Annotated in this window: 13 protein-coding genes, 4 tRNA genes and 3 rRNA genes; 4 read left to right on the top strand and 16 right to left on the bottom strand. The window is 54.0% G+C overall.

Annotated elements, in window-relative coordinates; translation table 11 throughout:
• Positions 1-35: 35 nt before the first annotated feature.
• Both ilvY and FGI04_RS20195 read left to right on the top strand, forming a co-directional pair.
• Positions 36-923 (top strand): HTH-type transcriptional activator IlvY, encoded by an 888-nt coding sequence (ilvY, locus tag FGI04_RS20200; RefSeq protein WP_407337153.1) that lies wholly within the window; start codon positions 36-38, stop codon positions 921-923.
• Positions 923-1,687 (top strand): lysozyme inhibitor LprI family protein, encoded by a 765-nt coding sequence (locus FGI04_RS20195; RefSeq protein WP_342699367.1) that lies wholly within the window; start codon positions 923-925, stop codon positions 1,685-1,687. The genes ilvY and FGI04_RS20195 overlap by 1 nt, the downstream gene beginning before the upstream one ends.
• Positions 1,688-1,690: 3 nt before the next feature.
• On the opposite strand, the gene FGI04_RS20190 is transcribed toward FGI04_RS20195, so the two are convergent.
• The 8 genes from FGI04_RS20190 to FGI04_RS20155 all read right to left on the bottom strand — a co-directional run bounded on the left by FGI04_RS20190 (position 1,691) and on the right by FGI04_RS20155 (position 10,497).
• Entirely contained in the window at positions 1,691-2,431 is a 741-nt protein-coding gene (locus FGI04_RS20190) for a DUF2461 domain-containing protein (protein WP_342699368.1), read from the bottom strand.
• Between the two features lie 110 nt (positions 2,432-2,541).
• Complete coding sequence (gene ilvA / locus FGI04_RS20185; protein ID WP_342699369.1) at positions 2,542-4,086, bottom strand: threonine ammonia-lyase, biosynthetic; 1,545 nt, start codon at positions 4,084-4,086, stop codon at positions 2,542-2,544.
• A gap of 5 nt (positions 4,087-4,091) precedes the next feature.
• Positions 4,092-5,942, bottom strand: a complete 1,851-nt coding sequence (gene ilvD, locus FGI04_RS20180) for a dihydroxy-acid dehydratase (protein ID WP_407337152.1) — start codon at positions 5,940-5,942, stop codon at positions 4,092-4,094.
• A gap of 72 nt (positions 5,943-6,014) precedes the next feature.
• Entirely contained in the window at positions 6,015-6,941 is a 927-nt protein-coding gene (gene ilvE, locus FGI04_RS20175) for a branched-chain-amino-acid transaminase (RefSeq protein ID WP_016943923.1), read from the bottom strand.
• A 23-nt stretch (positions 6,942-6,964) separates the two neighbouring features.
• Positions 6,965-7,222, bottom strand: coding sequence for an acetolactate synthase 2 small subunit (ilvM, locus tag FGI04_RS20170; RefSeq protein ID WP_012886517.1), 258 nt, complete (start codon positions 7,220-7,222; stop codon positions 6,965-6,967).
• A gap of 35 nt (positions 7,223-7,257) precedes the next feature.
• Entirely contained in the window at positions 7,258-8,904 is a 1,647-nt protein-coding gene (gene ilvG, locus FGI04_RS20165; protein WP_342699371.1) for an acetolactate synthase 2 catalytic subunit, read from the bottom strand.
• A 139-nt stretch (positions 8,905-9,043) separates the two neighbouring features.
• A complete protein-coding gene (gene ilvL / locus FGI04_RS20160; RefSeq protein ID WP_071526243.1) occupies positions 9,044-9,142 on the bottom strand; it encodes an ilv operon leader peptide in 99 nt (32 codons plus the stop codon).
• A 131-nt stretch (positions 9,143-9,273) separates the two neighbouring features.
• Positions 9,274-10,497 carry an MFS transporter gene (locus tag FGI04_RS20155; RefSeq protein WP_342699372.1) on the bottom strand — a complete coding sequence of 408 codons (1,224 nt, stop codon included), beginning with the start codon at positions 10,495-10,497 and terminating at the stop codon, positions 9,274-9,276.
• 347 nt (positions 10,498-10,844) lie between these two features.
• On the opposite strand from FGI04_RS20155, the gene FGI04_RS20150 reads away from it, so the two are divergent.
• Positions 10,845-12,371, top strand: coding sequence for a YifB family Mg chelatase-like AAA ATPase (locus FGI04_RS20150; protein WP_342699373.1), 1,527 nt, complete (start codon positions 10,845-10,847; stop codon positions 12,369-12,371).
• Between the two features lie 62 nt (positions 12,372-12,433).
• Here FGI04_RS20150 and FGI04_RS20145 read toward each other — a convergent pair whose 3' ends face one another.
• Complete coding sequence (locus FGI04_RS20145; RefSeq protein ID WP_434964873.1) at positions 12,434-12,772, bottom strand: MaoP family protein; 339 nt, start codon at positions 12,770-12,772, stop codon at positions 12,434-12,436.
• A 119-nt stretch (positions 12,773-12,891) separates the two neighbouring features.
• On the opposite strand from FGI04_RS20145, the gene hdfR reads away from it, so the two are divergent.
• Positions 12,892-13,719 carry an HTH-type transcriptional regulator HdfR gene (hdfR, locus tag FGI04_RS20140; RefSeq protein WP_342699374.1) on the top strand — a complete coding sequence of 276 codons (828 nt, stop codon included), beginning with the start codon at positions 12,892-12,894 and terminating at the stop codon, positions 13,717-13,719.
• A gap of 363 nt (positions 13,720-14,082) precedes the next feature.
• Here the strand turns inward: hdfR and FGI04_RS20135 are convergent.
• The 7 genes from FGI04_RS20135 to FGI04_RS20105 all read right to left on the bottom strand — a co-directional run bounded on the left by FGI04_RS20135 (position 14,083) and on the right by FGI04_RS20105 (position 19,500).
• Positions 14,083-14,158: transfer RNA gene (locus tag FGI04_RS20135), tRNA-Trp, on the bottom strand.
• An 8-nt stretch (positions 14,159-14,166) separates the two neighbouring features.
• Positions 14,167-14,243 (bottom strand) — tRNA-Asp (locus FGI04_RS20130).
• Between the two features lie 67 nt (positions 14,244-14,310).
• Positions 14,311-14,426 (bottom strand): 5S ribosomal RNA (gene rrf, locus FGI04_RS20125).
• Between the two features lie 125 nt (positions 14,427-14,551).
• A 23S ribosomal RNA gene (locus FGI04_RS20120) occupies positions 14,552-17,457 on the bottom strand.
• A 167-nt stretch (positions 17,458-17,624) separates the two neighbouring features.
• Positions 17,625-17,700 (bottom strand) — tRNA-Ala (locus tag FGI04_RS20115).
• A gap of 112 nt (positions 17,701-17,812) precedes the next feature.
• Positions 17,813-17,889 (bottom strand) — tRNA-Ile (locus tag FGI04_RS20110).
• 69 nt (positions 17,890-17,958) lie between these two features.
• Positions 17,959-19,500, bottom strand: a 16S ribosomal RNA gene (locus FGI04_RS20105).
• Together the 16S, 23S and 5S rRNA genes with 4 tRNA genes alongside form the textbook arrangement of a ribosomal RNA operon.
• Positions 19,501-19,686 lie beyond the last annotated feature (186 nt).

The raw sequence follows: 19,686 nt of genomic DNA, 5'->3' as shown, positions 1-19,686 counted from the left end.
CAAGATTTGCAACACTAAAACGAGACACAGCGCGCATGGACTTACGGGACCTGAAACTCTTTTTGCACCTGGTGGAAAGCCGCCACTTCGGCCGCACCGCCAAGGCGATGCATATCAGCCCCTCCACGCTGTCGCGCCAGATTCAGCGGCTGGAAGAGGACATTGGTCAGGCGCTGTTTCTGCGTGATAACCGCACCGTGCGCCTGACCGATGCCGGAGAACACCTGAAAACCTTCGCGCAGCAAACCCTGCTGCAATACCAGCAATTACGCCTGATTTTGCAACAGCAGGGCCATTCGCTCAGCGGTGAACTACGGCTATTTTGCTCCGTCACCGCCGCGTATAGCCACTTGCCGCCGATCCTCGACCGTTTCCGAGCCAGGCACCCATTAGTGGAAATCAAACTGACCACGGGGGATGCCGCTGACGCACTGGATAAAGTGCAATCCAACGAAGCGGACCTCGGCATTGCTGGCCGGCCGGAAACGCTGCCAGCCAGTGTGGATTTCATGCCCATCGGCAAGGTCCCGCTGGTATTGATCATTCCGGCGCTGCCGTGCCCGGTGCAAACTCAAGCGTTGCAGCCGCACCCGGACTGGTCGCAAATCCCGTTTATCCTGCCAGAGCACGGCCCGGTGAGGAAAAGAATTGATGTCTGGTTCCGTCGTCAACACATTACCAATCCGCCTATTTATGCAACCGTCTCCGGCCATGAAGCGATGGTGTCGATGGTTGCTCTAGGCTGCGGTATCGCCTTGATCCCTGATGTGGTACTTGAAAACAGCCCGGAACCGGTGCGTAATCGGGTATCCGTATTAGAAGCACAAGCGATGGAACCATTCGAACTGGGTGTCTGCGTACAGAGAACACATCTTGGCACCCCGTTGATTGCAGCATTTTGGGAAACCTTACAGGAAAAATAATGAAACGATTGCTCGCTACATGGCTGCTGCCTCTGGCTGTGGGGTGCGTTGCGCTGCCGTCGCTGGCCGCCAGCTTTCCCTGCCAACAGGCCAGTTCGGCGCAGGAGAAGTTGATTTGCCAGACACCCGCGCTCAGTCAGTTGGACGACGAACTGGCGAAAGAGTGGCAGAAATCGCGCGCATTTCTTACCGGTAACGCGGAGCGTGTCGCACAGGACAAAATCCTGACGCAGTTCCAGCGCAGTTGGCTGTCCAGCCGAAATACCTGTCGGGATGAAGAGTGCCTGCGTCAGAGCTACCAACAGCAACTTAGCCGCCTGCGCTACCTCAACGACGTCACGCTGCACACCCTGCCGGACCCGATCGCCCGGCTGCGCCACAACAGCTGCTTTGACGGCGACTACAGCTACGAGTATTACCTGCAACTCCCGGCGCAGGAGTACGACGAGCTGAGCGATTACTTCAAAGAGATGTATGACCAGAAAGCGCCGTACCATCTGGTCAACGTCACGCTGAATACCGAAGACGGCGATATCACCGGCAATGGCTCGGTGGCCTTTCGCTATGCGACCAAACTCGATGACATCACGCTCAGCGCCCGCCAGATGACCGATACCCAGGCCATAGGCCAGACGGAAAGCAGCTTCGGCGGACAGAAAAAACTGCTATTGACCTGCGTGGATAACCGGCAGTTGCAAATCACCGTGTTTGACGCCGCCGGTGAAAGCTACCTGTTTGATTATTTGATGGGCCGGGGGAAATAACTCTCAGCGGCTAAACCACTTCTCATCCAAAAAGGCGGGGCTGACCTTTTCAGGCTCCGCCGCTTTCTTCATCGTCTCAATCTTCATCAGGTAATGATACAGCGGCTCCAGCCGGGTAAAGCCTTTCGCCAGCAGCGGCACCAGTTCACCACTAAACAACGGTTCCTGATCCTGCCGGGTGGTCATCACCGCAAACGATTTACGATTGTACCAGTGTGCCAGTTCTGCGGGCTGTTCCTTAACCAACGGTCGTTTATAACTCTCCCCCACCAGCTCAAACTCACGCCCCAGACACGCCGCCACATCCAGAAAACCCTGCGGATTATCGCGCAGCGTTTGCCGAAACAGCTCCATCGTGGTGCGGCTGGCGCTGTAATAGCCCAGCCCGTAGCTCCAATCGGTCGGCGTTAGCTCGAAAAAATAGACCGGCGCGTCGGTCCAATCTTTATGGGTGCGTTTAAAAGTGAACCACATCTTGTCACGATAGCGCGATTTATCATGGGAAAAGCGGGTATCACGATGAATACGGGATAACGTTTTGCCTACCGCCGGTTTGGTTTCGAAATGATCGTCAATCTGCAACATAGGGATAGACAGCGAGTCTACCAGCAAGCGAAACGGCGTCAGTAACTGATCGTTATACTCCTGCCGGTGATCTTCAAACCATTCTTTGCTGTCCTGCTGGCGTACCTGCTGCAAAAACGTCAGCGTCTGCGGTGAGAAGCCGTTGAATCCCGTAGCCATGATGTGATGTCCCTGACAGATAGAGGGTCAAGCCTACCGCAACAGGCCATAAAATAAAATGCGCCCGGCGGCATAACACCGTCGGGCGCATGGCATCAGGCTAACCGGTGTTAACCTTGCAGGAAAAAACGAAACGCCGGGTTCTGCGTTTCATCATGGCACTCATACCCCAGAGCCTGCAGATGTTGCTCGAATGCCGGGTCGTGTTCCGTGCGTTCAAACGCCGCCAGCACCCGACCGAAATCGGTGCCGTGGCTGCGGTAATGGAACAGCGAGATATTCCAGTGCGTACCCAGCGTATTGAGGAACTTCAGCAACGCTCCCGGCGATTCGGGGAATTCGAAGCTGTACAACCGCTCCTTCAATGGTTTGGATGGCCTGCCACCGACCATATAACGCACATGCAGCTTCGCCATCTCATCGTCAGACAGATCCACCACCTGATACCCACCCGCCTGCAATTCCGTCAGGATTTCATGACGTTCCGCATTGCCGCGTGTCAGCCGCACACCGACAAAAATACAAGCGTTGTCGGCATCCGCGTAGCGATAGTTAAACTCAGTGACAGAACGCCCGCCAAGCAACTGACAAAACTTCAGGAAGCTGCCTTTCTGTTCTGGAATCGTCACCGCCATCAACGCTTCACGTTGTTCACCCAGTTCACAACGCTCGGAAACGTAACGCAACCCGTGGAAGTTGACGTTAGCGCCGGACAGAATGTGCGCCAGCCGTTCGCCCTGGATGTTGTGCTGCTGGATGTATTTTTTCATCCCAGCCAGCGCCAGCGCCCCGGACGGCTCGGCAATCGCCCGCACATCCTCGAACAGGTCTTTGACCGCCGCGCAGATGGCGTCGCTGTCGACGGTAATCACATCGTCCAGATACTCCCGGCACAAGCGGAAGGTCTCGTTACCGATGCGTTTTACCGCCACCCCTTCGGCAAACAGCCCGACGCGTGGCAAGTCCACCGGCTGACCGGCATCCAACGCCGCTCGCAGGCAGGCGGAATCCTCCGCTTCAACCCCGATAACCTGGATCTGCGGCATCAGTTGCTTGATCAGCACCGCGACGCCCGATGCCAGACCGCCGCCGCCGACCGGCACAAACACGCGGTCCAGATGAGCATCCTGCTGCAGCAGTTCCATCGCCAGCGTTCCCTGCCCGGCGATCACCGCCGGGTGGTCGAACGGCGGCACAAAGGTCATGTGCTGCTGTTGCGACAGTTCAATGGCTTTGGCTTTGGCCTCATCAAAGTTGGCGCCGTGCAATAACACCTCGCCACCAAAATCGCGCACTGCATCCACCTTGATATCCGCCGTGGCGACCGGCATCACGATCAACGCCCGAATACCGAGACGGCTGGCCGACAGCGCCACGCCTTGCGCATGGTTACCGGCCGATGCCGTCACCACACCGTGCGATTTCTGCTCGTCAGTCAGGCCCGCCATCATGGCGTACGCACCGCGCAGCTTGAAGCTATGCACCGGCTGGCGATCCTCACGCTTGACCAGAATGACATTACCCAGCCGCGAGGAGAGCTTATCCATCCGTTCCAGCGGCGTAACTTGCGCCACTTCGTACACCGGCGCACGCAATACCGCGCGCAGATACTCTGCTCCGCCGGGTTCGGCAGGAAGAGGGAGTGATACTGCCATGGCGTTTAGCCCCCCAGCTTGCTCTTGTCCCGCACCGCGCCTTTATCCGCACTGGTCGCCAGGCTGGCGTAAGCGCGCAGCGCAAAGGAAACCTGCCGGTCACGGTTTTTCGGCGTCCAGGCAGCATCACCACGAGTCAATTCCTGTTCACGACGGCGGGCCAGTTCGTCATCGCTGACTTCCAGCGCGATACCGCGTTTGGGAATATCGATAGCGATCATGTCACCATCCTGCACCAGACCGATGGTACCGCCGCTGGCCGCTTCCGGCGACGCGTGGCCGATCGACAAACCGGAAGTACCGCCGGAGAAGCGGCCATCGGTGATCAACGCACAGGCTTTACCCAGCCCCATTGATTTCAGGAAGCTGGTCGGATAGAGCATTTCCTGCATGCCAGGACCGCCTTTCGGGCCTTCGTAGCGAATCACCACCACGTCGCCTGCCTGAACCTGACCACCCAGAATCGCTTCCACGGCATCATCCTGGCTTTCATATACCTTGGCCGGGCCGCGGAATACCAAGCTGCCTTCGTCTACACCAGCCGTTTTCACGATACAGCCGTCTTGCGCCAGATTGCCGTACAACACCGCCAGCCCACCATCCTGACTGTACGCATGTTCGCGAGAACGAATACAGCCCTCTTGACGGTCGGTATCCAGCGAATCCCAACGGCAATCCTGCGAGAACGCCTGCGTGGTACGAATGCCTGCCGGACCGGCGGCAAACATCTTTTTCACCGCCTCATCCTGCGTGAGCATCACGTCATAGGCAGACAGTGTTTCCGGCAGGGTCAGACCCAATACGTTATTCACGTTTTTATTCAGCAACCCGGCGCGATCCAGCTCGCCCAGAATGCCAATCACGCCGCCAGCACGGTGCACATCTTCCATATGGTATTTCTGGGTGCTCGGCGCCACCTTACACAAGTGCGGCACCTGACGTGACAGACGGTCAATATCCTCCATGGTGAAATCCACTTCGCCTTCCTGCGCTGCCGCCAACAGGTGCAGTACCGTATTGGTAGAACCGCCCATCGCGATATCCAGCGTCATGGCGTTTTCAAACGCCGCTTTGGAGGCAATGTTACGCGGCAACACGCTGGCGTCATCCTGCTCGTAATACTGTTTCGCCAGACCGACGATGCGCTTACCAGCATTGATAAACAGCTCTTTGCGATCGGCATGGGTGGCCAGCAGTGAGCCGTTACCCGGCTGAGACAGCCCCAGCGCTTCGGTCAGGCAGTTCATCGAGTTGGCGGTGAACATGCCGGAACAGGAGCCACAGGTCGGGCACGCGGAACGTTCAATCTGAGCACTGTCTTCATCGCTGACTTTCGGGTTCGCCCCTTGAATCATGGCATCAATCAAATCCAGCTTGATGATTTTGTCAGACAGTTTGGTTTTCCCGGCTTCCATCGGGCCGCCAGAAACGAAAATCACCGGAATGTTCAGGCGCAGCGACGCCATCAGCATCCCTGGGGTGATCTTGTCGCAGTTAGAGATACAGACCATGGCATCCGCACAGTGCGCGTTAACCATGTACTCCACCGAGTCAGCGATTAACTCGCGGGACGGCAGAGAATAGAGCATACCGCCATGCCCCATCGCGATACCGTCATCGACCGCGATAGTGTTGAATTCTTTGGCGACGCCACCGGCCGCTTCAATCTGCTCGGCGACCAGCTTGCCCAGATCGCGCAAATGAACGTGTCCGGGGACGAATTGAGTGAACGAGTTCACTACTGCGATGATTGGCTTGCCGAAATCGGCATCGGTCATCCCTGTCGCGCGCCACAGGGCTCTCGCTCCAGCCATGTTACGACCATGCGTGGTGGTGGCTGAACGGTACTTAGGCATACTCTGATTACTCCAGTTTAAGCGGATAGCCGGTGGCATATCGCCACCGGAAAAAAGTCAGTCATTGTTCGATTAACGGTTTACCGGATCCAGCCAGCCCCATTTGTCCTGGGTCTCGCCGGTAAACAGGCCGAAAAACGCCTGTTGCAGTTGTTTGGTGACAGGGCCGCACTTACCAATACCAACCTGAATACCGTCCACGCTGCGAACCGGGGTGATTTCCGCCGCGGTGCCGGACATAAAGACTTCATCGGCCAGATACAGCGATTCACGGGACAATACCTGCTCGCGGACTTCAAACCCTTTGTCCTTCGCCAGCTTGATAATGGCATCACGGGTAATACCCGGCAGCGCCGCAGAGGTAAACGGCGGGGTGAAAATCACACCGTCTTTCACTTCAAACAGGTTTTCACCGGCACCTTCAGACACGTAGCCATTCACATCCAGCGCGATCCCTTCCTGATAGCCATGGCGACGCGCTTCGCTGCCGACCAACAGAGAAGACAGGTAGTTACCACCGGCCTTGGCAGCGGTCGGAATGGTATTGGCTGCGACACGGTTCCAGGACGACACCATGGCGTCGATACCCTGATCCAACGCTTCTTCACCCAGATACGCACCCCACGGGAACGCAGCAATAATCACATCAGTATTGTAGCCTGCTGGCGGATTGACCCCCATGCCCACATCGCCGACAAACACCAACGGACGAATATAGGCGCTGGTCAGGTTATTACGACGCAGTGTTTCACGGCAGGCTTCCATCAGCTCATCAATGCTGTAGGAGAGCGGCATACGGTAAATTTTGGCGGAGTCATGCAAACGCTGCATGTGTTCGCGGTGACGAAACACCACCGGACCTTTATGGGAATTGTAGCAACGTACCCCTTCAAACACTGACGTACCGTAGTGCAAAGCGTGGGACATCACGTGGACTTTGGCATCCGCCCAGGGAACCATCTCGCCATTGAACCAGATATAGTCTGCTTTCTTCGTCATTATTGCTTTCCTTACCGATGCCATCAGGCACGTATTTGTTGTGATGTGAGCGGCTGGATCTCCACACAGGCGATGTCCAGCAGTTTGCTTAATTGGGTTGACAATAAATCTACTGACCGGTGGCTGGCAACGGTCATGTCTATCTGCACGTGATCGTCATTGTGCCCCTGCGTCATGTTCATGGCGCACACCTGAAAGCCACGATGACGGGTCACACGTAATACACGTTCCAGAACTTCCGGGCGATAGCGAGCCTGAATGGAAAGCTGATGATGTGTCATGGGAAAGTCTCCTGCCATTATTCTGTCTTATCGAATTATTCTGTCTTATCCAACATGGTTTCATTACCGGCGCCAGGGGGCACCAGCGGCCAGACATTCTCATTCTCGTCGATGGAAACATGCAGCAGGTAAGGGCCTTCGCTGTTGAGCAGCGCATCCAGGGCAGAGTCAATCTGGTCTTTACGGGTGATATGCTGGCCGGGAATGCCGAAAGCGCTGGCCAGTATCAAAAAATCGGGGTTATCGGAGAGGTTGGTTTCGCTGTAACGCTCGTCAAAAAACAGTTGTTGCCATTGTCGAACCATTCCCAGTCGCTGATTATCCAGCAAGACTATCTTCAACGGCAGGCGTTTTCGCTTGATGGTGCCGAGCTCCTGCACATTCATCATGAAAGAGCCGTCACCGGAAATACAGATAACGGTATTGTCAGGACGTGCCACCTGCGCACCCACCGCTGCTGGCACCCCAAATCCCATCGTGCCAAGCCCGCTTGAGGTGATGAAATTTTCCGGTCGGCTGAAGTGCATATGCTGCGCGGCCCACATTTGATGCTGACCGACATCGGTGGTGACCACCGTTTCAGCAGGCATGCGATCCGCCAGCGTACGCAGTAATGCCGGTGCATAGATAGCCTCGCCAGGATGGTCATAACGCCAGGTATATTCGGCTTTCATCATCACGGCATGCTGACACCACTCAGCAATATTCAGCGGCTGCTGCAATGCGGGCAACAGTTGGTTCAGATCGCCACGCAGCGCCACGTGCGCTTGTCGCAGCTTGTTCAGTTCAGCCGGGTCGATATCCATGTGGATAACACTGGCATGCGGCGCAAACGCGCTCAGCTTACCGGTCACGCGATCATCAAAACGGGCACCAACCGCGATCAACAAATCGCATTCCTGCACCAGCAGGTTAGCTGCTTGCGTGCCGTGCATACCGATCATACCAAGATAATAGGGGTAGTCTTTCTCTACTGCTCCCAACCCTTTGAGGGTCACCACCGCTGGAACCTGAGTGGTCTCAATAAAGGTGCGCAATGCTGGAACCGCCTGCGCCATTCCCACACCGCCGCCCACATACAGCACCGGTTTTTTCGCCTGCGCCAGCATCGCTCGCGCCTCTGTCACCTGCTGGATGGAAAACGGCATCACGTCATCCACTGGCATAAAGCAAGGCGAAAAATCACCCTGCGCCAGTTGGATATCCTTGGGAATATCAATCAACACCGGACCGGGACGCCCGCTACGAGCTACAGCAAAGGCTTCCGCCATGATTTCCGGTAATGACTCGATAGAATCAACCAGAAAGCTATGCTTGGTGCAGGCCAGAGACAGACCCAACACATCGATTTCCTGAAAAGCGTCCGTTCCGATCAGCGCCGAGCCAACCTGACCGGTAATGGCCACGATAGGGACCGAATCCAGTAGAGCATCCGCCAGCCCCGTGATCAGGTTGGTCGCGCCGGGACCTGATGTCGCGATACACACCCCGACGTTACCGGTAGAGCGGGCATAACCAATCGCGGCCATCGCAGCTCCTTGTTCATGGCGACAGAGCAGGTGTTCCACGCCACCATCATACAATGCATCGTAGACCGGCATGATCGCGCCACCAGGATAACCGAAAACCGTCTCCACTCCCTGCGCCCGCAACGCTTGTACCACCCACTGCGCACCATTCATAGTTATTTCCCCGACTCTGTCTGAGGAAAACAGGATTTTATGCTACTCGGCATTATCTGCTCCCTTATTGCCATTATCGGCCCATAAAAAAACCCCCGACCTTTCGGTGCGGGGGTTTTCTTGAATTCGGCCTTGATTTTTAAGCCATTCTTCGTCCAAGTGCTGCCCCGCACGGTGGGATAATAATCACCACCACGCTAATCACGACTAGGCTAATCACTAGGTTGAAGGCTTTCATTTCAGGTTGTTCATTAATCTACTGTCGAACGAATACCTACAGAGTTATCACAGCAAACCACACCGTGACAACTCTTTTTTCCATACCCTGTGGGCGACAATCGTTTCTTGCATCACAAAACAGCTTATTATTCATACGTTAACCTGCGTCGTACCCACGCTGTGTTTTTTTGCTGACCAACTGTTATCCGCGAACGCCGCCAGCACCGCAATCACAACCGCGACTACCCCTGCAACGCTCGCCATCGCCAGCCCATAATTATGGTTATGTGATTCGGCAATGCCCGCCTGTAGCGTGGCATTGACTGACGCAATCAGGTTACCGAGCTGGTAGACAAAACCAGGGAGTACCGCCCGTGTGTTACTCGGCACCAGCTCGTTCAGGAAGGTTGGGATTACCCCCCAGGCACCCTGCACCATAAACTGTATTAAGAATGCCCCCAGCCCCAGCATCCAGGGCCCATGAGAGAACGCCCACAGCGGGATAACCGGCAACGCCAGTAATGCAGCGGTCATAATCGCCTTCTTCCGACCGATACGCTCCGATAACGTCCCAAAAAAGATGCCACCGATAATCGAAGCAATATTGTAGCTAATGGCGATCATACTGACGGTTTTCGCATCAAAACCGTGTTGGATTTTCAAAAATGACGGGTACAGGTCCTGTGTACCATGGCTGAAAAAATTGAACGACGCCATTAACACCACCAGATAGACGCAGAGCTTCCAGTGTGTTTTCAACACCGGCAGCAACGCGGTGCTTTCCTTGCGCACTCTTGCAGCCCGCCATACCGGTGATTCTTCCACACAGAAATAGATAAACGGCAACAACAGGATAGGAAGCGCGCCAATGATAAACATGCCACGCCAGCCAATATGGTCAAACAACAGTCCGTAAACGACCGCAGCCAGTAAATAACCAAAAGGGTATCCCGCCTGGAAAATACCGGACATCAGCCCACGCGAACGGTCTGGAATGGTCTCCATCGCCAGTGACGATGCTACCCCCCAAATTCCCCCCATCGCCACGCCATACAGCACCCTCAACAGCAGAAATACGGTGATATTCGGTGCCGAGGCGGATAACAGCTCAAACAGGGAGAACATCACGATGTTCAGCATTAAAATCGGCTTGCGGCCAAATTTCTCCGCCAGCCGCCCCAGCAACAATGCACCGATAGGCCGAACAGCCAGCGTTAGCAGAATGGCCAGCGTCACCTGCTCAATGTTGACCGAAAAAGCGTGGGCCAGTTCGCTAAGCAGAAAAACCAGAATGAAGAAATCAAATGCATCCAGCGCCCAGCTCAAAAAGCTGGCAATCGCGGCATTACGCTGCAGAGGAGTCCAACCAAACATAATTTTATCCTGTCCTGTAGTAGAGACACTCGCATGTCCCGGCAGGCTGAACGGCAGGTGGTGCCGCAGTCGATGAGGCGATGTAAAAATCGCAGGCAATAATTTAAATAATTGTTAAATACGCCCATCGCGACCATTGAGCAATGCTATAAACAGTATAAATCTGTTGCGAACCCAGCCACCTTGTAACCCTTTATTAACAACATCCGGAAGCACGCACACAATTTCATGAATTCCGCCTGAGAAAGCAGATTGTTTTCTGACAGTGACTCGCATCGTAACGACATCGACCGTGTGCTAACACGCTCAGACAGGCATGATGCCCACGCCACAGGGAGGAGTAAGTCATGACACTGGCAGTGACCTATACGCGAGCAACCATCGGTATGCAGGCACCGGAAGTCTCAATTGAAGTACATATCAGCAACGGTTTGCCGGCACTCACGCTAGTCGGTTTGCCGGAAACAACGGTCAAAGAAGCACGAGACCGGGTACGCAGCGCGCTAATCAACAGCGGCTTTACCTTTCCAGCCAAACGGATCACCGTCAATCTGGCTCCAGCGGATCTGCCGAAAGAAGGGGGACGCTATGACCTTCCTATCGCGCTAGCCATTCTGGCAGCCTCTGAGCAAATTGCTGGCGAGAAACTTGCACACTATGAGTTCCTCGGCGAACTTGGGCTATCAGGCAGCCTGAGGGGCGTTCATGGCGCGATTCCTGCAGCCATGGAGGCGCAAAAGGCAGGGAGGGGATTAATCCTGCCGGAAGACAACAAACTGGAAATGACCCTGATTCCCCACGGAGATACGCTACTGGCAAATCACCTGTTGCAAGTTTGTGCTTTTCTGCAAGGGGAGACCGCCTTGTTGCGTGGCAGCGAGATCCCTCACAGCATATCCCCCCATACCTCAGCGCCAGACCTGAAAGAAATCATTGGTCAGGAACAAGCGAAACGTGCGTTGGAAATCGCTGCGGCAGGTGGACACAATTTGCTGTTACTCGGCCCACCCGGAACCGGCAAAACGATGCTGGCCAGCCGCCTGCCCGGTTTACTGCCAGAGCTTAATGACGATGAAGCACTGGAAAGTGCAGCCATCAATAGCCTGATAGATATTCAGCCGGGTCTGTCGCAATGGCGCAAAAGACCATTCCGTTCTCCCCACCATACCGCATCCATTACCGCCCTGGTCGGCGGTGGTGTGTTACCTAAGCCAGGAGAGATTTCACTGGCGCACAATGGCGTATTGTTTCTGGATGAACTGCCAGAATTTGAGCGGCGAGTGCTGGATTCACTGCGAGAACCGTTGGAGTCAGGAGAAATAGTGATTTCTCGTACTCGTGCCAAGGTGTGTTATCCCGCACGCTTTCAGTTAGTCGCCGCCATGAACCCCAGCCCGTCAGGGCACTATCAAGGCATCCATAACCGTATGCCAGCACAACAAATTCTGCGCTATCTCAACAGGCTCTCCGGCCCTTTTCTCGATCGTTTTGATTTATCTATTGAGGTGCCATTGCTACCACCAGGGATTCTCCGACAGCAGACACGCATCGGGGAAGACAGTGCAACCGTAAGGGCTCGGGTATTTGACGCCAGAAAACGGCAACTGGATCGCGTAGGCAGAATCAACGCACAAATGAAATCGGATGATATCGCCAGTTACTGCCGACTAAACCATGAGGACGCCACCTATCTGGAAGAGGTGATGAGCAAGTTAGGATTATCAGTCAGAGCCTGGCATCGGATACTAAAGGTTTCACGTACGATTGCGGATCTGGGGGGAGAAGAGCAGATACGTCGAGCTCACTTATCTGAAGCACTCAGTTATCGCTGCATGGACCGTCTGTTGATTCAACTCCACAAAAGCCTGGCATGAACCTGCTCTTGCTTTCGGCAGCAACCGACAGAAATGAAAATGGGGCCAGAGCCCCATTCAAATTAATCATCGCTTTCTGTGTACTCTTCCACCGTGTCCATTTGCGGTTTACCGCCAGACAGCGTATGGAAGCGTTTAGGGCGACGAATACGACTGATATACTTCGCCCAGATTTTTTCCAGTTCGGTCTGTACAGCACGTTCACCACGGCATACTGCGACAAACTGGGTTTCTTCTTCCGTCACCGGATGACGTTTGCCCGAATCAAGTTCGTTAAATGCCTGTCCATAGCGTTCCAGCAGTTGAGCTTCTTTAATCGTAAAGTCACCATGCCGGGAAAAACCACGTGGATAGAATTTGTTATCAAAAAAACGACTGGTTGTTGAGAAGCTTTCCGCCATCTTACACGCTCCTAATTCTCATATGGTCGTGCCGTTTATGGCGCGGAGTATTAGATAGGCTTGACTTCCTGTAAAACAAAACATTTAAATCATGACGACAAAAATTTTTGGAGAAAAGCATGGATACCGACTTACTGAAAACCTTTCTGGAAGTCAGCCGGACAAGACACTTCGGTCGGGCAGCTGAATCTTTGTATCTGACACAGTCAGCAGTGAGTTTCCGTATCAGACAACTGGAAAATCAACTCGGTGCTAATTTGTTCACGCGGCACCGTAACAATATTCGTCTGACACCCGCGGGTGAGCGCTTGCTGCCTTATGCGGAAAACCTGATCGGTACCTGGCAAATCGCTAAAAAGGAAGTCGCTCGCTCTCAGCAACATAGCCAGCTGTCCATCGGCGCGACTGCATCGCTTTGGGAAGCCTTCCTGACACCCTGGTTAAATGAGCTCTACCAGCAGCGCCCATTGCTACAACTGGAAGCCAGAATTGCACTGCGACAAACGCTAATTAAGCAACTCCATGAACGTCAGCTAGATTTACTGATAACCACCGAATCACCGAAGATGGACGAACTTTCCTGCCAGTTATTAGGTAATTTCTCCCTGTCGTTATTTGCTTCTGCCAACAATACACCAACCGAAGAGCGCCCCTATATCAGACTGGAATGGGGGGCGGATTTCCATCAATATGAAACCCCTTGGCTACCTGGCGATCAGGTGCCGTCACTCACCACATCCTCCGCGCATCTGACACGCCAGTTAATGACAGCCATTGGCGGATGCGCATTTTTACCGAGTGAATGGTCCCAGAGTTATCCCGAGCTTCTTGTGATTCCCGAAGCGAATACAATAGTTCGACCTTGCTATGCTGTCTGGCTTGAAAATGGCGACCAACAGGAACTGATTAAACAGTTACTGAAAACCCCACTGAACATAGCTTGTTAAAGCAGTATCTGGCGCACGATGCGATCTACCTGAAAGTCCTTGTGGCTTTCGGATGATCGGCTGCTGTGGGATATTAATAATCGCCTCACGTCACTATGTTGTTATTCGTCACAGATATACGGTCGGTGAGGAATCTGCTGCTATATCCCTTTATATCCCTTCCCTTCTGCCGTTCTGTTCCCACATAAAACACAGCGCTAGCGGCGTATGCCTATGGAGTCGCTTAAAGACCAGTCCTGGCTCAATAAATCCAAAGGGCGGTGTGGATATTCTTATCAACGGAAAAAGTATGGAATGGAAAAATCAGAGATCGACAGACGAAAAAAAAACCCTTCACGTTAACGTGAAGGGCTATTTTTGGTTTGGCAGGGGCGGAGAGGCTCGAACTCCCAACACCCGGTTTTGGAGACCGGTGCTCTACCAATTGAACTACGCCCCTAAATAGGGTGGCGGTGCGGACGGGACTCGAACCCGCGACCCCCGGCGTGACAGGCCGGTATTCTAACCGACTGAACTACCGCACCACCGATTCTGTATGTTATCAGAGGAGTCAATCCGATAACCGGTGTCTTACTTACACCACAATTTGATGCCTGGCAGTTCCCTACTCTCGCATGGGGAGACCCCACACTACCATCGGCGCTACGGCGTTTCACTTCTGAGTTCGGCATGGGGTCAGGTGGGACCACCGCGCTCTCGCCGCCAGGCAAATTCTTTTGACGTCTTTCAACGTCCTGATTCTTCATGTCGCCGTGTATCGCTACACCACGCCATCCAATCCTCGAACAAGCTAAAAATTCCGTCTCTCTCACCAAAACACCTTCGGTGTTGTAAGGTTAAGCCTCTCGGGTCATTAGTACTGGTTAGCTCAACGTATCACTACGCTTACACACCCAGCCTATCAACGTCCTCGTCTCGAACGTCCCTTCCGGGGAATCAAGTTCCCAGGGAAGACTCATCTCGGGGCAAGTTTCCCGCTTAGATGCTTTCAGCGGTTATCTCTTCCGCACGTAGCTACCGGGCAGTGCCATTGGCATGACAACCCGAACACCAGCGGTGCGTTCACTCCGGTCCTCTCGTACTAGGAGCAACCCCCCTCAATCTTCCAACGCCCACGGCAGATAGGGACCGAACTGTCTCACGACGTTCTAAACCCAGCTCGCGTACCACTTTAAATGGCGAACAGCCATACCCTTGGGACCTACTTCAGCCCCAGGATGTGATGAGCCGACATCGAGGTGCCAAACACCGCCGTCGATATGAACTCTTGGGCGGTATCAGCCTGTTATCCCCGGAGTACCTTTTATCCGTTGAGCGATGGCCCTTCCATTCAGAACCACCGGATCACTAAGACCTGCTTTCGCACCTGCTCGAGCCGTCACTCTCGCAGTCAAGCTAGCTTATGCCTTTGCACTAACCTCCTGATGTCCGACCAGGATTAGCTAACCTTCGTGCTCCTCCGTTACTCTTTGGGAGGAGACCGCCCCAGTCAAACTACCCACCAGACACTGTCCCCGGCCCGGATGACGGGCCCAGGTTAGAACATCAAACATTAAAGGGTGGTATTTCAAGGTTGGCTCCATGCAGACTGGCGTCCACACTTCAAAGCCTCCCACCTATCCTACACATCAAGGCTCAAGGTTCAGTGTCAAGCTATAGTAAAGGTTCACGGGGTCTTTCCGTCTTGCCGCGGGTACACTGCATCTTCACAGCGAGTTCAATTTCACTGAGTCTCGGGTGGAGACAGCCTGGCCATCATTACGCCATTCGTGCAGGTCGGAACTTACCCGACAAGGAATTTCGCTACCTTAGGACCGTTATAGTTACGGCCGCCGTTTACCGGGGCTTCGATCAAGAGCTTCTCCTTACGGATAACCCCATCAATTAACCTTCCGGCACCGGGCAGGCGTCACACCGTATACGTCCACTTTCGTGTTTGCACAGTGCTGTGTTTTTATTAAACAGTTGCAGCCAGCTGGTATCTGCGACTCCCGTCAGCTCCATCCGCAAGGGACTTCACCAGCAGGAGCGTGCCTTCTCCCGAAGTTACGGCACCATTTTGCCTAGTTCCTTCACCCGAGTTCTCTCAAGCGCCTGAGTATTCTCTACCTGACCACCTGTGTCGGTTTGGGGTACGATTCAATGTTACCTGATGCTTAGAGGCTTTTCCTGGAAGCAGGGCATCTGTCACTTCAGCACCGTAGTGCCTCGTCATCACGCCTCAGTGTTGACAGCAGACCGGATTTGCCTGGTCCACCCACCTGCACGCTTAAACCGGGACAACCGTCGCCCGGATGACATAGCCTTCTCCGTCCCCCCTTCGCAGTAACACCAAGTACAGGAATATTAACCTGTTTCCCATCGACTACGCTTTTCAGCCTCGCCTTAGGGGTCGACTCACCCTGCCCCGATTAACGTTGGACAGGAACCCTTGGTCTTCCGGCGTGCGGGTTTTTCACCCGCATTATCGTTACTTATGTCAGCATTCGCACTTCTGATACCTCCAGCAGCCCTCACAGGCCACCTTCACCGGCTTACAGAACGCTCCCCTACCCAACAACACATAGTGTCGCTGCCGCAGCTTCGGTGCATGGTTTTAGCCCCGTTACATCTTCCGCGCAGGCCGACTCGACCAGTGAGCTATTACGCTTTCTTTAAATGATGGCTGCTTCTAAGCCAACATCCTGGCTGTCTGGGCCTTCCCACATCGTTTCCCACTTAACCATGACTTTGGGACCTTAGCTGGCGGTCTGGGTTGTTTCCCTCTTCACGACGGACGTTAGCACCCGCCGTGTGTCTCCCGTGATAACATTCTTCGGTATTCGCAGTTTGCATCGGGTTGGTAAGCCGGGATGGCCCCCTAGCCGAAACAGTGCTCTACCCCCGAAGATGAGTTCACGAGGCGCTACCTAAATAGCTTTCGGGGAGAACCAGCTATCTCCCGGTTTGATTGGCCTTTCACCCCCAGCCACAAGTCATCCGCTAATTTTTCAACATTAGTCGGTTCGGTCCTCCAGTTAGTGTTACCCAACCTTCAACCTGCCCATGGCTAGATCACCGGGTTTCGGGTCTATACCCTGCAACTAGACGCCCAGTTAAGACTCGGTTTCCCTGCGGCTCCCCTATTCGGTTAACCTTGCTACAGAATATAAGTCGCTGACCCATTATACAAAAGGTACGCAGTCACACCTAAAAGGTGCTCCCACTGCTTGTACGTACACGGTTTCAGGTTCTATTTCACTCCCCTCGCCGGGGTTCTTTTCGCCTTTCCCTCACGGTACTGGTTCACTATCGGTCAGTCAGGAGTATTTAGCCTTGGAGGATGGTCCCCCCATGTTCAGACAGGATACCACGTGTCCCGCCCTACTCATCGAACTCACGACCTGTGCATCTTCGTGTACGGGACTGTCACCCTGTACCGTGCGCCTTTCCAGACGCTTCCACTGACACACAAGCCGATTCAGGTTCTGGGCTCCTCCCCGTTCGCTCGCCGCTACTGGGGGAATCTCGGTTGATTTCTTTTCCTCGGGGTACTGAGATGTTTCAGTTCCCCCGGTTCGCCTCATTAACCTATGGATTCAGTTAATGATAGTGTGACGAGTCACACTGGGTTTCCCCATTCGGGTATCGTCGGGTATAACGGTTCATATCACCTTGCCGACGCTTTTCGCAGATTAGCACGCCCTTCATCGCCTCTGACTGCCTAGGCATCCACCGTGTACGCTTAGTCGCTTAACCTCACAACCCGAAAGTGTCTCGGGATGCGAGTATTTTGAGAGACTCGAACAACACATGAATTCTCACTCACATGCTGTCGTTTCAATTTTTCAGCTTGTTCCGGATTGTTAAAGAGCAGAATACTTCGCAGCATACTGTTGCCAGTACACTCTGAAGTCATTCGTAAATGGTGGAGCTATGCGGGATCGAACCGCAGACCTCCTGCGTGCAAAGCAGGCGCTCTCCCAGCTGAGCTATAGCCCCATAGAATGCAACACGTAAACCTTTACCCGCCATTTCTTCTGAGACAAGGCGTGGAATAACGACGCATACATCAATATGCGAGTGATGTCACAACGCAGTATCAGGAGAAATCTGGTAGGCCTGAGTGGACTTGAACCACCGACCTCACCCTTATCAGGGGTGCGCTCTAACCACCTGAGCTACAAGCCTATAAGGTTTTACTGCTCATCTTCTTCATCAGACAATCTGTGTGGACACCACGCAGGCACTTCTACTCGGTAAGGAGGTGATCCAACCGCAGGTTCCCCTACGGTTACCTTGTTACGACTTCACCCCAGTCATGAATCACAAAGTGGTAAGCGCCCTCCCGAAGGTTAAGCTACCTACTTCTTTTGCAACCCACTCCCATGGTGTGACGGGCGGTGTGTACAAGGCCCGGGAACGTATTCACCGTAGCATTCTGATCTACGATTACTAGCGATTCCGACTTCATGGAGTCGAGTTGCAGACTCCAATCCGGACTACGACGTACTTTATGAGGTCCGCTTGCTCTCGCGAGGTCGCTTCTCTTTGTATACGCCATTGTAGCACGTGTGTAGCCCTACTCGTAAGGGCCATGATGACTTGACGTCATCCCCACCTTCCTCCGGTTTATCACCGGCAGTCTCCCTTGAGTTCCCACCCGAAGTGCTGGCAACAAAGGATAAGGGTTGCGCTCGTTGCGGGACTTAACCCAACATTTCACAACACGAGCTGACGACAGCCATGCAGCACCTGTCTCAGCGCTCCCGAAGGCACCCTCGTATCTCTACAAGGTTCGCTGGATGTCAAGAGTAGGTAAGGTTCTTCGCGTTGCATCGAATTAAACCACATGCTCCACCGCTTGTGCGGGCCCCCGTCAATTCATTTGAGTTTTAACCTTGCGGCCGTACTCCCCAGGCGGTCGATTTAACGCGTTAGCTCCGGAAGCCACGGTTCAAGACCACAACCTCCAAATCGACATCGTTTACAGCGTGGACTACCAGGGTATCTAATCCTGTTTGCTCCCCACGCTTTCGCACCTGAGCGTCAGTCTTCGTCCAGGGGGCCGCCTTCGCCACCGGTATTCCTCCAGATCTCTACGCATTTCACCGCTACACCTGGAATTCTACCCCCCTCTACGAGACTCTAGCCTGTCAGTTTTGAATGCAGTTCCCAGGTTAAGCCCGGGGATTTCACATCCAACTTAACAGACCGCCTGCGTGCGCTTTACGCCCAGTCATTCCGATTAACGCTTGCACCCTCCGTATTACCGCGGCTGCTGGCACGGAGTTAGCCGGTGCTTCTTCTGCGGGTAACGTCAATGGGTAAAGGTATTAACCTTACCCCCTTCCTCCCCGCTGAAAGTGCTTTACAACCCGAAGGCCTTCTTCACACACGCGGCATGGCTGCATCAGGGTTTCCCCCATTGTGCAATATTCCCCACTGCTGCCTCCCGTAGGAGTCTGGACCGTGTCTCAGTTCCAGTGTGGCTGGTCATCCTCTCAGACCAGCTAGGGATCGTCGCCTAGGTGAGCCTTTACCCCACCTACTAGCTAATCCCATCTGGGCACATCCGATGGCAAGAGGCCCGAAGGTCCCCCTCTTTGGTCTTGCGACGTTATGCGGTATTAGCTACCGTTTCCAGTAGTTATCCCCCTCCATCAGGCAGTTTCCCAGACATTACTCACCCGTCCGCCGCTCGCCGGCGGGGAAGCAAGCTTCCCCCCGCTGCCGCTCGACTTGCATGTGTTAGGCCTGCCGCCAGCGTTCAATCTGAGCCATGATCAAACTCTTCAATTTAAAGTTTGATGTGTTTTCCGAAGAAAACGGTGCTCAAAGAATTTACTGTTTATTCGTAATGAATTAACTGTTGTCACTCTTCAAGACTTTCACTAAATATTTTTAGTGAAGCGTCCTGCGAGTGCCCACACAGATTGTCTGATTGATTGTTAAAGAGCAGCGCCACTTACCGTGGCCGCGGGTCGC

Source organism: Dickeya ananatis (assembly GCF_019464615.1).
In the GTDB taxonomy this organism is placed as follows: domain Bacteria; phylum Pseudomonadota; class Gammaproteobacteria; order Enterobacterales; family Enterobacteriaceae; genus Dickeya; species Dickeya oryzae.
Note: the sequence above shows the minus strand (reverse complement) of the source record. Positions and strands in the feature narration are given on the sequence as shown.

Bases quoted from the DNA above. Each gene is read 5' to 3' on its own strand.
- ilvY (WP_407337153.1), top strand. From the start codon at position 36: ATGGACTTACGGGACCTGAAACTCTTTTTGCACCTGGTGGAAAGCCGC.
- FGI04_RS20195 (WP_342699367.1), top strand. From the start codon at position 923: ATGAAACGATTGCTCGCTACATGGCTGCTGCCTCTGGCTGTGGGGTGC.
- FGI04_RS20190 (WP_342699368.1), bottom strand. From the start codon at position 2,431: ATGGCTACGGGATTCAACGGCTTCTCACCGCAGACGCTGACGTTTTTG.
- ilvA (WP_342699369.1), bottom strand. From the start codon at position 4,086: ATGGCAGTATCACTCCCTCTTCCTGCCGAACCCGGCGGAGCAGAGTAT.
- ilvD (WP_407337152.1), bottom strand. From the start codon at position 5,942: ATGCCTAAGTACCGTTCAGCCACCACCACGCATGGTCGTAACATGGCT.
- ilvE (WP_016943923.1), bottom strand. From the start codon at position 6,941: ATGACGAAGAAAGCAGACTATATCTGGTTCAATGGCGAGATGGTTCCC.
- ilvM (WP_012886517.1), bottom strand. From the start codon at position 7,222: ATGACACATCATCAGCTTTCCATTCAGGCTCGCTATCGCCCGGAAGTT.
- ilvG (WP_342699371.1), bottom strand. From the start codon at position 8,904: ATGAATGGTGCGCAGTGGGTGGTACAAGCGTTGCGGGCGCAGGGAGTG.
- ilvL (WP_071526243.1), bottom strand. From the start codon at position 9,142: ATGAAAGCCTTCAACCTAGTGATTAGCCTAGTCGTGATTAGCGTGGTG.
- FGI04_RS20155 (WP_342699372.1), bottom strand. From the start codon at position 10,497: ATGTTTGGTTGGACTCCTCTGCAGCGTAATGCCGCGATTGCCAGCTTT.
- FGI04_RS20150 (WP_342699373.1), top strand. From the start codon at position 10,845: ATGACACTGGCAGTGACCTATACGCGAGCAACCATCGGTATGCAGGCA.
- FGI04_RS20145 (WP_434964873.1), bottom strand. From the start codon at position 12,772: ATGGCGGAAAGCTTCTCAACAACCAGTCGTTTTTTTGATAACAAATTC.
- hdfR (WP_342699374.1), top strand. From the start codon at position 12,892: ATGGATACCGACTTACTGAAAACCTTTCTGGAAGTCAGCCGGACAAGA.